This window comes from Pseudomonas sp. 14P_5.3_Bac1 (assembly GCF_025466135.1).
Taxonomy (GTDB): Bacteria; Pseudomonadota; Gammaproteobacteria; order Pseudomonadales; family Pseudomonadaceae; genus Aquipseudomonas.
Map to the genome: position 1 here is coordinate 37,977 of NZ_JANLOF010000038.1, position 13,968 is coordinate 51,944.

13 protein-coding genes are annotated in these 13,968 nt (G+C 60.7%); 5 read left to right on the top strand and 8 right to left on the bottom strand.

Features of this window, described 5'->3' with window-relative positions:
* Positions 1-108 precede the first annotated feature (108 nt).
* Positions 109-591, top strand: a complete 483-nt coding sequence (locus NTD89_RS08835; protein WP_262207153.1) for a sn-glycerol-3-phosphate transporter — start codon at positions 109-111, stop codon at positions 589-591.
* Here NTD89_RS08835 and NTD89_RS08840 read toward each other — a convergent pair.
* The 6 genes from NTD89_RS08840 to NTD89_RS08865 form a co-directional block, all read right to left on the bottom strand.
* Complete coding sequence (locus NTD89_RS08840) at positions 588-1,556, bottom strand: CDP-6-deoxy-delta-3,4-glucoseen reductase (RefSeq protein WP_262207155.1); 969 nt, start codon at positions 1,554-1,556, stop codon at positions 588-590. The two genes, NTD89_RS08835 and NTD89_RS08840, sit on opposite strands and share 4 nt — an antisense overlap.
* Positions 1,556-3,022, bottom strand: coding sequence for a 4-hydroxy-3-polyprenylbenzoate decarboxylase (gene ubiD, locus NTD89_RS08845; RefSeq protein ID WP_145157988.1), 1,467 nt, complete (start codon positions 3,020-3,022; stop codon positions 1,556-1,558). Before ubiD ends, NTD89_RS08840 begins: the two co-directional genes overlap by 1 nt.
* Before the next feature lie 59 nt (positions 3,023-3,081).
* The gene (locus NTD89_RS08850; protein ID WP_262207156.1) at positions 3,082-5,085 is read right to left on the bottom strand and encodes an acyltransferase family protein; all 2,004 of its coding nucleotides are present in this window, start codon (positions 5,083-5,085) and stop codon (positions 3,082-3,084) included.
* Positions 5,086-5,241: 156 nt separating this feature from the next.
* Positions 5,242-6,501, bottom strand: a complete 1,260-nt coding sequence (rho, locus tag NTD89_RS08855; RefSeq protein ID WP_003176825.1) for a transcription termination factor Rho — start codon at positions 6,499-6,501, stop codon at positions 5,242-5,244.
* A gap of 234 nt (positions 6,502-6,735) precedes the next feature.
* Positions 6,736-7,065, bottom strand: coding sequence for a thioredoxin TrxA (gene trxA / locus NTD89_RS08860; protein WP_106575789.1), 330 nt, complete (start codon positions 7,063-7,065; stop codon positions 6,736-6,738).
* Positions 7,066-7,186: 121 nt separating this feature from the next.
* The gene (locus NTD89_RS08865; RefSeq protein ID WP_242199665.1) at positions 7,187-7,882 is read right to left on the bottom strand and encodes a FadR/GntR family transcriptional regulator; all 696 of its coding nucleotides are present in this window, start codon (positions 7,880-7,882) and stop codon (positions 7,187-7,189) included.
* Positions 7,883-8,137: 255 nt separating this feature from the next.
* Here NTD89_RS08865 and NTD89_RS08870 point away from each other — a divergent pair, with 255 nt between their 5' ends.
* From NTD89_RS08870 to NTD89_RS08885, 4 genes are read left to right on the top strand one after another with little or no spacing between them, the layout of a single operon-like run.
* The gene (locus tag NTD89_RS08870) at positions 8,138-8,923 is read left to right on the top strand and encodes a transporter substrate-binding domain-containing protein (protein ID WP_106575791.1); all 786 of its coding nucleotides are present in this window, start codon (positions 8,138-8,140) and stop codon (positions 8,921-8,923) included.
* A 17-nt stretch (positions 8,924-8,940) separates the two neighbouring features.
* A complete protein-coding gene (locus NTD89_RS08875) occupies positions 8,941-9,609 on the top strand; it encodes an amino acid ABC transporter permease (RefSeq protein ID WP_064454658.1) in 669 nt (222 codons plus the stop codon).
* Positions 9,606-10,256: an amino acid ABC transporter permease gene (locus NTD89_RS08880; RefSeq protein ID WP_262207159.1), complete on the top strand. Its 651-nt coding sequence runs from the start codon at positions 9,606-9,608 to the stop codon at positions 10,254-10,256. The genes NTD89_RS08875 and NTD89_RS08880 overlap by 4 nt, the downstream gene beginning before the upstream one ends.
* Complete coding sequence (locus tag NTD89_RS08885) at positions 10,243-10,980, top strand: amino acid ABC transporter ATP-binding protein (protein ID WP_242199663.1); 738 nt, start codon at positions 10,243-10,245, stop codon at positions 10,978-10,980. Before NTD89_RS08880 ends, NTD89_RS08885 begins: the two co-directional genes overlap by 14 nt.
* Here NTD89_RS08885 and NTD89_RS08890 read toward each other — a convergent pair.
* Positions 10,952-11,503: a hypothetical protein gene (locus tag NTD89_RS08890; RefSeq protein WP_262207160.1), complete on the bottom strand. Its 552-nt coding sequence runs from the start codon at positions 11,501-11,503 to the stop codon at positions 10,952-10,954. The two genes, NTD89_RS08885 and NTD89_RS08890, sit on opposite strands and share 29 nt — an antisense overlap.
* Positions 11,493-13,931 (bottom strand): fimbria/pilus outer membrane usher protein, encoded by a 2,439-nt coding sequence (locus NTD89_RS08895; RefSeq protein ID WP_262207162.1) that lies wholly within the window; start codon positions 13,929-13,931, stop codon positions 11,493-11,495. The genes NTD89_RS08890 and NTD89_RS08895 overlap by 11 nt, the downstream gene beginning before the upstream one ends.
* Positions 13,932-13,968 lie beyond the last annotated feature (37 nt).

Sequence of the window (13,968 nt, forward strand, 5' to 3'; positions counted from 1 at the left end):
CAATCCCGGTAATTTCAGCCGCGGTTCAGCCTGACAACGCGCCAAACCCTCAAAATAGCGCACAGCACGACCCACTTAGCCGTCCAACCGCCTATCGAGGTCGCACCCATGAAGAAGTTTCGATTGCCCAGCCTGTTGTTCCTGGCCCAGGCCACCACCGCACTGGCGGCCGAAGTACCGCCGGCTGATGACAACAAGGGGGTCTGGTACGCGCAGACCAGCGTCTACACCCGGCATTTCGCGCCCGACCCAAAGCACAACAACAACCAGGACCTGATCGGCCTAGAGCGCAATGAAGCGTCAGGTTTTGTGTATGGCGCGGCGACATTTCGCAATTCGTTCAGCCAACGCTCTTACTACGCCTATGCAGGCAAGCGCTATGACATGGCCGACTATCCGGTGTATGTGAAACTCACGGGCGGGTTATTGCAGGGCTATCGCGGCGAGTACCGCGACAAGATCCCGTTGAACCGTTTCGGCGTTGCGCCGGTGATCATCCCGTCCGTGGGGGCCCACTATGGGCCGGTAGCAGCAGAGCTGGTGTTACTGGGCTTTAATGCCGCGATGGTCACCACCGGCCTGCGCTTTTAAGGGCGCGGTGCGTAGGCGAACACATCGGCGCGCATCTGGTGCGCATCCATACCCGCTTCAACCAGCGCATCCAGCGTGCCGTAGATCATCGCCGGCGAGCCACTGGCGTAGACATGCACGGCCTTGAGGTCGCTGATGTCTTCACACACCGCTTCATGCAGGAGCCCGCAACGGCCTTCCCAGCCACAGAGGTCGCTGACCACTTTGTGCAGGAACAGGTTGGGCAGTTTCAGCCACTGGTCCCAGTGCTCGATTTCGTAGAAGTCTTCCGGGCGGCGCACGCCCCAGTACAGGTGCACCGGGTGCTTGAAGCCAGAGGCGCGGCAATGCTCGATCAGGCTGTGCATCTGCGCCATGCCGGTGCCGGCGGCGATCAGTACCAGCGGCCCGTCCGGCAGTTCAGCCAGGTGAGTGTCGCCAAACGGCAATTGGATGCGAGCCATCCGATTACGCTGCAACTGTTCGAGCAGGTTACGCGCGCTGTCCTCACGGGCCAGCACATGCAATTCCAGCTCACGCCCGGCATGGGGCGCCGAGGCCAAAGAAAACGCCGATTTCTCGCCATTCTCCCGCTCGATCATCAGGTATTGCCCGGCGTGGTAACGCACCGGCTTGCCGGCCGGAGCCCGCAGGCGCACGCGCCATACATCGCCACCGACTTCCACACACTCACTCAATTGGCACGACAACTTGCGCAACGGCAACTCTCCCGGCGCCAGCACGCCATCCCACAACACAACGCAATCTTCCAGCGGCTCGGCGATGCAGGTGTAGAACTCACCATGGTCGCGCACCTCGCCGGCTTGCTGCACCCGCCCTTCCACCAGCAGCGCCGCGCACACATGGCACACGCCATTGCGACAGGCCTGCGGGCACTCGTAGCCCAGGCGGCGTGCACCTTCGAGGATCCGCTCGCCAGGGACCAGTTCCAGTACAGCGCCGGAAGGTTGCAGGGTTACACGCATCAATCTATTCCCAATTCTTTCCAGATTGCATCGACACGCGCAGTCACGGCGTCATCCTTGACAATTACCCGGCCCCATTCGCGCGTCGTTTCACCCGGCCATTTGTGGGTGGCATCCAGGCCCATTTTCGAGCCCAGGCCTGACACTGGTGATGCGAAGTCGAGGTAGTCGATCGGCGTGTTGTCGATCATCACCGTGTCGCGCTTGGGGTCCATGCGCGTGGTGATGGCCCAGATCACGTCGTTCCAGTCCCGCGCATTGATGTCGTCGTCGGTGACAATAACGAATTTGGTGTACATGAACTGTCGCAAAAACGACCACACGCCGAGCATTACCCGCTTGGCGTGGCCCGGGTACGACTTCTTCATCGTCACGATGGCCATGCGGTACGAGCAGCCCTCCGGCGGCAGGTAGAAGTCGGTGATTTCCGGGAATTGCTTCTGCAGGATCGGCACAAACACTTCGTTGAGCGCCACGCCCAGAATGGCCGGCTCATCCGGTGGACGGCCGGTATAGGTGCTGTGGTAGATCGGTTTGATGCGGTGGGTAATGCGCTCGACGGTGAACACCGGGAAGCTGTCGACTTCGTTGTAGTAGCCGGTATGGTCGCCGTAAGGGCCTTCATCGGCCATTTCGCCTGGATGAATCACGCCTTCAAGGATGATTTCGGCGGTGGCCGGCACTTGCAGGTCGTTGCCGCGGCACTTCACCAGTTCGGTACGGTTACCGCGCAGCAGGCCGGCGAACGCGTATTCGGACAGGCTGTCGGGCACCGGCGTGACGGCGCCGAGAATGGTCGCCGGGTCAGCACCCAGGGCCACGGAAACCGGGAACGGCTTGCCGGGGTGTTTTTCGCACCACTCACGAAAGTCCAGTGCGCCGCCACGGTGGCTCAGCCAGCGCATGATCACCTTGTTGCGGCCGATCACTTGCTGACGGTAGATGCCCAGGTTCTGGCGGTCTTTGTTCGGGCCTTTGGTGACGGTCAGGCCCCAGGTGATCAGCGGGCCGACGTCGCCGGGCCAGCAGGTCTGCACGGGCAGCATGCCGAGGTCGACGTCATCGCCTTCGATGACCACTTCCTGGCACACGGCGTCTTTGACCACCTTGGGCGCCATGGCGATGATCTTGCGGAAGATCGGCAGCTTCGACCAGGCATCCTTGAGACCCTTGGGTGGCTCGGGCTCTTTGAGGAAGGCCAGCAGCTTGCCGATCTCGCGCAGCTCGCTGACCGACTCGGCGCCCATGCCAAAGGCAACACGGTCGGGCGTGCCGAACAGGTTGCCGAGCACCGGGATATCAAAGCCGGTCGGGTTTTCGAACAGCAGCGCCGGGCCCTTGTTACGCAGGGTACGGTCGCAAATCTCAGTCATTTCCAGCACCGGGGAAATCGGCATCTGGATACGTTTCAACTCTCCGCGCTGCTCAAGCTGCTGCACGAAATCCCGAAGATCCTTGAATTTCATTAACCATGCCACCCGTAAAATAGGCGTACATCCTACCTGCTCTTACGAGCGCTGGCAGCTTATTGCACATCATTGCGGCTTACATCTGTTCGCACCGAGGCCTGGCGAAGGGTGCGGAAGAACGGCTCCAGGAACCCTTCCACATACCGCGTGCCCACGCTTGAGAGGTGGTTGTCATCGGTATACAGAGACTGGCCGCCGAGTTCGACGCGACACCACCCGTTGGTGTCGCACAGCTTCGGCGCCGGGTCCAAGAGTTGAACACCTGAATCGGCCGCTGCGATCTGCTCAAAGACACTGCTGATAAAGGTTTGACGCTGCTGGTGTTCGGCCAGGGGCAAGCCTTCGCGGTCGGTCGGGCGCCCCAACATGGCCAAACGGCTAAGCCGGTACGGCACATTGAATTCCTGCAGCGGCACTTCCTTGACCAGCCATACCCGATGACCACCGGCGCGTAATTGCTGCACCAAGGTATTCAAACCGTCGCTGAATAGCTGCTCAGCCACGGCGCGGTCATATTTCCCGGTCGCCGGGTCATGGATCGACGCACCGGTATCACCGGAGCGCTGCCCATACACGTAGAGACTCCAGCGCGCCACCAGAACCACATCACTGAAGGGCTCACGCTTTAGCAACTGCGTAACGCGCTCGTTGAACGCCCCGCACCCTGGAGTGTTTTCTTTGCGGTAGAACGGCAGGCAACCGGCGTAGCCCGCCTGGGTGATGCTGAAGTCGTACTGTTTTGAAGCATCGCTCAACGCCGGAATCAACGCCGAGGCATGGCTGTCGCCCCAGACCAGCGCCTTGACCGTGGCCGCCTGCGGACCGAAATGGCACAACTCACGGTGCTTGTTTTTCTTGTCGTCCGACAAGCAGTTCATGAGCGTGGGACTCCAGGTGTACGCCTGGGCAAATTGCAGCGCCTGAGGCGGCAGCCGCCACGCAAAACCATCCGACCACACCAGGCTCTTGCCGATCAGGCCGAGGCTGACGAGCGCCATGACGCCCGCGGCCAGGATTGCCCGATTGCCCGCCAACAGACGCCGCTCGCGAAAGGGCCCCTCAACGAATCGCCAGGACCCATAGCCCAGCAACAGGCTCAGGAAAAACAGCCCCGCAATCTCCACAGGCGCCAGGCCGAAAATACTGGCGTACTTGCCAAACACCAGCACCGGCCAGTGCCACAGGTACCAGGAATAGGAAATCAGCCCCACGCCTACCAGCACACGGCTACCCAACAACCGGCCTACCAGTGTGGCGTGCTGGCCGTTGGCCCAAATAAGCCCCACCACACCCACTACCGGCAACAGCGCTGCAACCCCTGGAAAGGCGGTGCTGGCGTCATAGCCCAATACCGCCACCAGAATCATTCCCAGGCCGATCAAGCTGACGGTCTGCGCCAGCATCGGGCTTGCGCGCTGCGCCCGCGCCGGCATAACGGCCAACATGGAGCCCGCCAGCAACTCCCAGGCCCGCATTGGTAACAGGAAAAAGGCCTTGTCCGGCTCTCGGGACACCGCCCATACGCTGGCAGCAAATGACGCGAGCATCAGCACAAACAAGGCACCACGCCATTGCTTGAGCCGGCTCGACAGCAGCGCCAGCAAGAGTGGGAAACCGATGTAGAACTGCTCTTCAACCGAAAGCGACCACGTGTGCAGCATCGGCTTCATATCGGAGGCTGTATCGAAGTAGCCGTCCTGACGCATAAAGAAGAGGTTGGAGATGAAGATCACTTGGTTGTGAATCGAGCGTCCCAGCTCTGAATAGTCCTTGGGCGCCATCAAAAACCAGCCAGCCACCAATGACACGAACATCATGACGACCAGTGCCGGCAGGATGCGCCGGGCCCGGCGAGCCCAGAAATCGAGAAAACTGAAACGCCCGGCCTCACGCTCGCGCCAGATGATCGAAGTGATCAGGAACCCTGAAATCACAAAGAACACGTCAACGCCAACAAAGCCGCCAGTGACGCCTGGAACTCCAAAATGGAACAGCACAACAGCCAGGACAGCGATGGCACGCAGGCCGTCAACGTCCCTTCGGTAAGCAAGAGCGGTCATAAATCGTAGGTCAGCCTGATTCGAATGGAGATGAGCGTAGCCGCACTCAGTCTATTTGTTTCTTAACTGACACTATTGTCCTGCAAAGCTCCCTTTCTCGACACAAAAAAAATGGCGCCCCGAAGGGCGCCATTTTTTCAGACCTGGAGCGTCGTGTTACTTACGCTTCATCGACAGGAAGAACTCGTCGTTGGTCTTGGTGGTTTTCAGCTTGTCGATCAGGAACTCGATGGCGGCTACTTCGTCCATCGGGTGCAGCAGCTTGCGCAGGATCCACATGCGCTGCAGTTCGTCGTCGGCGGTCAGCAACTCTTCGCGGCGGGTGCCGGAGCGGTTGATGTTGATCGCAGGGAACACACGCTTCTCAGCGATACGACGGTCAAGAGGCAGTTCCATGTTGCCGGTACCCTTGAACTCTTCGTAGATCACTTCGTCCATTTTCGAGCCGGTTTCAACCAGCGCGGTGGCGATAATGGTCAGCGAGCCGCCTTCTTCGATGTTCCGCGCAGCACCGAAGAAACGCTTTGGTTTCTCCAGGGCGTGGGCATCGACACCACCGGTGAGGACCTTGCCGGAGCTCGGGATCACGGTGTTGTAGGCACGGGCCAGACGGGTGATGGAGTCGAGCAGGATCACCACGTCTTTCTTGTGTTCGACCAGGCGCTTGGCCTTCTCGATCACCATTTCGGCAACCTGCACGTGGCGGGTTGGCGGCTCATCGAACGTGGAGGCAACCACTTCGCCGCGCACAGTGCGCTGCATTTCGGTTACTTCTTCCGGGCGCTCATCGATCAGCAACACGATCAGGTGAACTTCCGGGTTGTTACGAGCGATGTTCGCTGCAATGTTCTGCAGCATGATGGTCTTACCGGCTTTCGGCGGTGCGACGATCAGACCGCGCTGGCCTTTACCGATCGGGGCGCACAGGTCGATGACACGACCGGTCAAGTCTTCGGTGGAACCGTTACCGGCTTCCATCTTCATGCGCACAGTCGGGAACAGCGGGGTCAGGTTCTCGAAGAGAATCTTGTTTTTCGCGTTCTCGGGACGGTCGAAGTTGATCGTGTCGACCTTGAGCAGGGCGAAATAACGCTCGCCTTCCTTAGGAGGGCGGATCTTGCCAACGATGGTGTCACCGGTGCGCAAGTTGAAGCGACGGATCTGGCTCGGCGAGACATAGATGTCGTCTGGGCCGGCAAGATAGGAAGCGTCTGCAGAGCGGAGGAAGCCGAAGCCGTCCTGGAGAATCTCCAGCACGCCATCACCGGAGATTTCCTCGCCGCTTTTCGCGTGCTTTTTGAGCAGGGAGAAAATCACGTCCTGCTTGCGCGAACGGGCCATATTTTCTATGCCCATTTCTTCGGCCAATTGGAGCAGGTCGGTAATCGGCTTTTGCTTGAGTTCAGTCAGATTCATATAGGAATGACGTAATCATTTATGGAGGGGGGAAATTAAGCTTTTGGCTTAATGAGGCCGCGCCGCAGAGAAGGCGACAGGATCGCGTACTAATCGAAAAGGAATGCGTCGGCGACGGCTTGCAGGGGGCAGTGGAGAAACCAGTGCGGGGCCGAATGTACCACCTGAATTTCGGAGCGTCTAGCCCTGTTTCACGAAAAAGCCCCGCAATTTGCGGGGCTTTTTTGGCGACGATTAAATGTTCGCGTCGAGGAAAGCTTGCAGCTGGGACTTGGACAGCGCGCCTACTTTAGTGGCTTCGACGTTGCCGTTCTTGAACAGCATCAGGGTCGGGATACCACGCACGCCGTGCTTGGCCGGAGTCTCCTGGTTATCGTCGATGTTCAGCTTGGCGATGGTCAGCTTGCCGTCGTAGGTGGTTGCAATGTCGTCCAGAACAGGGGCGATCATTTTGCAAGGGCCGCACCATTCAGCCCAGTAGTCAACCAGGACCGGGCCCTGAGCCTTGAGTACTTGTTCCTCAAAGTTCGCGTCGGTGACGTGCTTGATAAGATCGTTGCTCATGGATGTCTCCGGATTGTAAGCAAAAAAAACGTGGCCCATCATAGCCGCCCTTCCCCCGTTCAGGAAGCCGCCTCTGATTGACTCTTGCTATGGTCACGCATGAGTTTGGGTATAGCTCAACTTACGGTGTCACGGGAGTCACGAAGGCAATGCCAGTGCGCAATGCCGCATTGCGTACGTGTTCCTGCATGGTTTTCTGTGCTTGCGCACTGGCGCGCCGAGCCAGTGCACGCAGTATCTTGCGGTGCTCCTGCCAGGTTTCCATGGCCCGTTCCGGCCGGATGAACGGTAGTTTCTGGCTCTCCAGAAACACCTCGGCGCTGGCACTCAGAATGCTCACCATCGCCTGGTTACCACTGGCCAGCAGAATCCGCTGGTGAAATTCGAAGTCGAGCCGGGCAGCGGCTTCAAAATCGCCGGCCTTGAGCACCTTGCGCATCGCCTCGACATTGTCTTCCAGGCTGTCCAACTCATCGAGGCTCAATGTTACGGCCGCCAGCCCGGCGGCAAAACCCTCCAGCGCATAGCGCAACTGGAAGATATCCAGCGGTGTGGCCTGGGCGGCGAAAGGCCAGGCAAAACCCGGCGCCTCCTGCACCTCTTGCACAAACACACCCTTGCCCGGCTGCACGCTGACCACGCCCAGGGCACTCAATGACGACAACGCCTCGCGCAGCGATGCCCGACTCACGCCCAACTGCACCGCCAGGTCGCGCTGTGAGGGCAACGCATCGCCCGCTGCAAAGCCCTGCTCCTTGATCAGTTTGCGGATGGCCTGCAGGGCCGCTTCCGGTACGGCTTGGGCGATGGAATTCATAAAAAACTCATAGTTCCAGACAACTGAGCGGCTAGTTGTAAAGCTATTCGCAGCCGGCGGCAAGCCACGCCCCAAAGGGGCTCGCGGGCTTTTACCGGCGCTCGAAAAAGGTGCGAAAAGCGCAAGCACTGTTCAGACCAGTAAGACCACCACACCTCAATAAATCCCGGCCCTGCAGGCGATACCAGCGGTGATGGCATGGGCTGTGCACTGAGCAAAATCAGAAAATCCCTTCGCCCTTTTCGGAGAGTTGCCATGACCAAGCGCTACAGCGCCCTGCTCACTGCCCTGTTTGCCAGCCTGATGCTGAGCCAGGCACCCGCCCAGGCCAATGGTCTGGACGACATCGTCGCCCGTGGCACCCTCAAGGTCGCCGTGCCTCAAGACTTCCCGCCGTTCGGCTCGGTCGGCCCCGACATGAAGCCCCGCGGCCTGGACATCGACACCGCCAAGCTGCTGGCTGACCAGCTCAAGGTCAAACTGGAGCTGACGCCGGTCAACAGCACCAACCGCATTCCTTTCCTCACCACCGGCAAGGTCGACCTGGTGATTTCCAGCCTGGGCAAGAACGCCGAGCGGGAAAAAGTCATCGATTTCTCCAAGGCCTATGCCCCTTTCTACCTGGCGGTGTTTGGGCCGCCTGACGCGCCGATCAGCACCACCGACGACCTCAAGGGCAAGACCATCAGCGTGACCCGCGGCGCCATCGAAGACATCGAGTTGACCGCCGTTGCGCCCAAGGAAGCCACGATCAAGCGCTTCGAAGACAACAACTCGACCATCGCCGCCTACCTGGCCGGCCAGGTCGACCTGATCGCCAGTGGCAACGTGGTGATGGTGGCAATCAGCGAGCGCAACCCGAAACGCGTGCCGGCGCTGAAAGTGAAACTCAAGGACTCGCCGGTCTACGTGGGCGTGAACAAGAACGAGCCGGCGCTGCTGGAGAAGGTCAACCAGATCCTGGTAGCGGCCAAAGCCGACGGCAGCCTGGAGAAAAATGCGATGCAGTGGCTTAAAGAGCCGCTGCCCGCCGACCTTTGAAGCGACGGAGCTGATTCATGGCGTATCAATTTGACTTTATGCCTGTGCTCGCCAACACCGACCTGCTGTTGCGCGGCGCGCTGTTCACGCTTGAGCTGACGGCCATCGGCGCGATTCTCGGGGTGGCCCTGGGCACCGTCGGCGCCGTGGTGCGGGCCTGGAAGATCCAGCCGTTTGCGTGGTTCTTCGGTGTGTATGTCGAGTTGATCCGCAACACGCCGTTTCTGGTGCAGTTGTTCTTCATCTTCTTCGGCCTGCCCTCGCTGGGGCTGAAAATCACCGAATGGCAAGCCGCCGTGCTGGCGATGGTGATCAACCTGGGGGCCTACTCCACCGAGATCATCCGCGCCGGCATCCAGGCCATCCCTCGCGGCCAGCTGGAAGCAGCTGCCGCACTGGCAATGACGCGTTTCGAGGCGTTCCGCCACGTGGTGCTGCTGCCGGCGCTGGGCAAGGTGTGGCCGGCCCTGAGCAGCCAGATCATCATCGTGATGCTCGGCTCGGCCGTGTGTTCGCAGATCGCCACCGAAGAGCTGAGCTTTGCCGCCAACTTTATTCAGTCGCGCAACTTCCGCGCCTTTGAAACCTACGCGCTGACCACGCTGGTGTACCTGTGCATGGCGTTGATGATTCGCCAGTTGCTCAACTGGATCGGCCGGCGGTTTGTGATGAGGAACAGCCGATGAGTGATTTTTCGTTCTGGGACATCGTGCGCAACCTGGCGGTTGGCCTGCAATGGACCCTGTTGCTGTCGCTGGTGGCGTTTGTCGGCGGCGGCCTGATCGGTCTGCTGGTGATGACCATGCGCATCAGCCGCAAAGCCTTCGCGCGCAATATTGCGCGCACCTATATCGAACTGTTCCAGGGCACGCCGCTGTTGATGCAGCTGTTCCTGGTGTTTTTCGGCATCGCCCTGTTGGGCGTGGATATTTCGCCCTGGCTGGCGGCGGCCATTGCCCTGACCCTGTTTACCAGCGCCTACCTGGCCGAGATCTGGCGCGGCTGCGTCGAATCCATCGCCCACGGGCAATGGGAAGCGTCGGCCAGCCTGGCACTCAACCCGCTTGAACAACTGCGCTACGTGATCCTGCCCCAAGCGCTGCGGATTGCCGTGGCACCCACCGTGGGTTTCTCGGTGCAGGTGGTCAAAGGCACCGCCGTGACCTCGATCATTGGCTTTACCGAACTGACCAAGACCGGCGGCATGCTCGCCAACGCCACCTTCGAACCCTTCATGGTCTACGGCCTGGTGGCCCTCGGTTACTTCCTGCTCTGCTACCCCTTGTCCCTCAGTGCCCGCTACCTGGAAAGGAGACTGCATGCCTCTGCTTAGAATTTCCGCCCTGCATAAGTATTACGGCGATCACCACGTACTCAAGGGCATCGACCTGACAGTCGAAGAAGGCCAGGTGGTGGCGATCATCGGCCGCAGCGGCTCGGGCAAGTCCACCTTGCTGCGTACCCTCAATGGCCTGGAATCGATCAACGACGGTGTGATCGAAGTCGATGGCGAGTACCTCGATGCCGCGCGCGCCGACCTGCGCAGCCTGCGGCAGAAAGTCGGCATGGTGTTCCAGCAGTTCAACCTGTTCCCGCACCTGACGGTGGGCGAGAACGTCATGCTCGCGCCGCAAGTGGTGCAGAAAGTGCCCAAGGCCAAAGCCGCACAGCTCGCCAGGCAGATGCTGGAGCGCGTCGGGCTGGGGGAAAAGTTCGACGCCTTTCCGGATCGCCTGTCCGGTGGCCAGCAGCAACGCGTCGCCATTGCGCGCGCACTGGCCATGTCACCCAAGGTGCTGCTGTGCGACGAAATCACCTCGGCCCTGGACCCTGAACTGGTCAATGAAGTGCTCAGCGTGGTGCGTCAACTGGCCAACGACGGCATGACCCTGATCATGGTGACCCACGAAATGCGCTTCGCCCGGGAAGTCGGCGACAAACTGGTGTTCATGCACCAAGGCAAAGTGCATGAGGTGGGCGACCCCAAGACATTGTTCGCCAACCCAAAAACGCCGGAATTCGCCAACTTCATTGGCTCGGTGGAACAGCCGAGCTGACCAGTTCGAAACTGCCCTGCGCCTCAAGGTGTGTTTCGCTACGCACCTGGAAGGCGTCGGCAGCCAGGTCGGTGTCGATATCGACCTGGGCCGTGAATTGACGTCCTGCCCTCGGTCCCCCGGCCACTCGCGCTATCAACGTTTGGCCGGGCAACAGGTGCCCGCTGACGGTCTCGCCGGGTGAGTGCGCGAGCGCCCAGCCGACGGCCTGCCCATCTAAACGGGCGTGTTTGAGGTTCAGGCGCAAACGCCCCTGGCGCCCAAAACGAAAGCCCTCGCCATCGGCAGCCACGCCGACAAAACGCAACGCGATTGCCGCGGGCTCAGCACACAGTACATTCAGGCTCAACGAGCGAGTGCCGAGCGCCACGGAAGGGCTTTCAACGAGCGCCTCCCTTCGAATAACGCCGTAGTCTATGCGCGGCTGGCTCACCGATAAGCGGCAATTTTCAGACCGGGCATCAGCCGTCGCGAGCAGTGCGCAGAGCATGACCCAGGGCACGCTTTTAAGCTTAACGGCCATGGCACACCGCCGAGGTGGTTTCATAGAACTTGTCATTGTCGGGTTGGCTCTTGAGGTCAATGCGTAGCAGGCAGGTGGAAGCGTCCGGCAATGAAACACGCAGGCTTTGCGCCTCATTGACGTCATTGAGGAACACCATGCCCTCACCCACCACGCTGGTCAGGAAGCGATCGCCCCTTCCAAACACCGAGGCACCCTGGGGCAATGGCCGGCCCTGCTGATCCTTTGCAGTGAGCAAAATACGGCGCACTTTCACCACATCGAAATCCACGGCATTGAAGGATCCACGGCCCGCCGTGAGCACCTGCGTGCCGTTTTTCAGGTCGACGCGCCTGGGCAAGGACGGGGTCTGCACCTCAACCCGGCTGTTGGTGTAGGCCGGCAGGCCTGCGATCACGGCTTGCCCGCTGAAATCGGTCCACACGGGGCCTTGGGGGGTCTCGACTTTGGCCGCGCCGATATCCCCGACAGAGACGATGCCGAAGGTGTCCTGCACGGGGTAAGGCGAAAAGGTCAGCCCGCCTGCGTGAGCCACCACGCCGCCTTGCAGCTGCCCGGTGTAACTGCTGCCCTGCGGGTCGCGGCTGACACCCAGGCCGACCCGGGTATAACGGGGCAGCAGGTCCACCTGCCCGCGCACCGATGCCTGCCGGGCCTTGAGGTCGCGCTCGACGCCCACTTCGTAATTTACATACTCGTTGACCCGTTCGCTGAGCGATGTGCCGGCGGTGAACTGATCACCGCGACGACTGGTGTAACTGTGCACACGACGGTCCCCACCCAATGGCACGCTGACCTGCAACCGCACGGACAGGTCGTTGTCCAGCGCCCGTTCGCGCCGGTTGCCTGCACGCGTGACGTCACGATCCGACCGAGTGCCGCCCACTTGCGAATCGGCAATCAACGCGACATCGGCGCGGCTGAATGACTTGTTCCACGAGGTAAACACATGCTCGCTCGTTCGCCCGTCAAATTGAGCGCTGCGGGTATAGCCCAGCGAGAACACACCCAGCATGGGATCGGCCCAGCTCATGCCTGCCGTGTACTGGTTCTTGAAGCGCGAACCCAATTCGTCGGGCCGGGCGACGCGGCCGGCTTCAGTGACCTCACGATAACCCTGGGTCTGGGTGGTCGCACTGAGGTTGACGTCAACATTGGCCAGCACCGGGCTGCTCACGGAGACGCTGCTGCGCGACCCGGACACTGCGTTTTTGCTGTCTCGCGACAGGTTGTGACGTGCCCCCACGGAAACCCGCTGCATGAACACGCTGCTCAGGGTGCCGCCCGCCGACCCATAGTCATCGGCGCTCAACAAACCAAAGCCCGCCGACGAATCGCGCCCCAGCCCCCAAGTGCCGCTGGCCATGGCGACCCGCGGTGACGGCCCCTCTTCGAGGGTGTTTTTGCGCAGCTTGCCAACCGAAAAATAATAACCAGGCGCCGCCGGGCCATCCCCTGCAAACGAAGCCGCCGGCACCACGAAGCTGCGCCTGACACCGCGCACATCGATCACGCTGACGTCCAGGTCACTGGTGGCATTGAGCAGAGGCAACCCTGCAAGCCTGAACGGGCCTTCGGGCACCAACGTGCTGTGGATCAACGCGCCGGACTGGCGCACTTCAACCCGCGACTGGCTCTGGGCGAGGCCTTCGACCACCGCATTGTTGCCGCCCGCAGCGACACGGGATTGGCCATCAGGGTAAAACTGCAGCCCGGACAACTGGACCCCGCCAAACAACGGGTTATGGCTGGAGATCTGGCCGACCTGGAAAGTCGACTGCAACGCAGCAACATCCCGCTGGGCAAAAGCGTAAAGGTGTTCGGTACGGGTCTTGCCGTTGTCGGACACATAGAACTGGCGACTGCGAACCACCCAATCCTCAAGGTTGAAACCTGCCTCGGTGTAGGCCGAGATGAACCGGCTGGGCCCACTGCGCGAATGACTGTCAAAACCCAGCACATCATAGTTGAACAGCGCTGCTGCGCCGCCCGTGGAAAAGGGCCCGGCCTCCCACTGCGGCGCACGCAATGACTGGGTCGGCACAACCAGCGTCACTTCCTCGGTACCGGGACGCAACCTCAGCATTGTGGTCGGGAACGCAGCGAGAAAGTCATGACAGGTCGCGTCCGGTGTAGCGCCTTCGCGGAGGATTTCGCGCGGCTTTACCAGCCCGGCTTTTTCCAGCAGCCCAGGCGTAAAACACAATCGCCCCTCGTGATCGAAACGTGCATCCACCAGCCCAAGCGGGTTTCCATTGACCCGCAGGCCCACCACATGGACACCTTCACGAAAGCGCGCTGCACTGCGAAAGTAGTCGGAGACCTTTGGGTCAATACCGTGGGTTGTCAGTGCCGCAAGGTCAAAGCCCTCTCCCAGCTCCAGCGCAGAAACAACGCCGGGCAAGCTCCAAAGGGCTGCAAACCCCATGATCAAGGTGGGCCTGCCAGACCCAAAAAATGCCGCA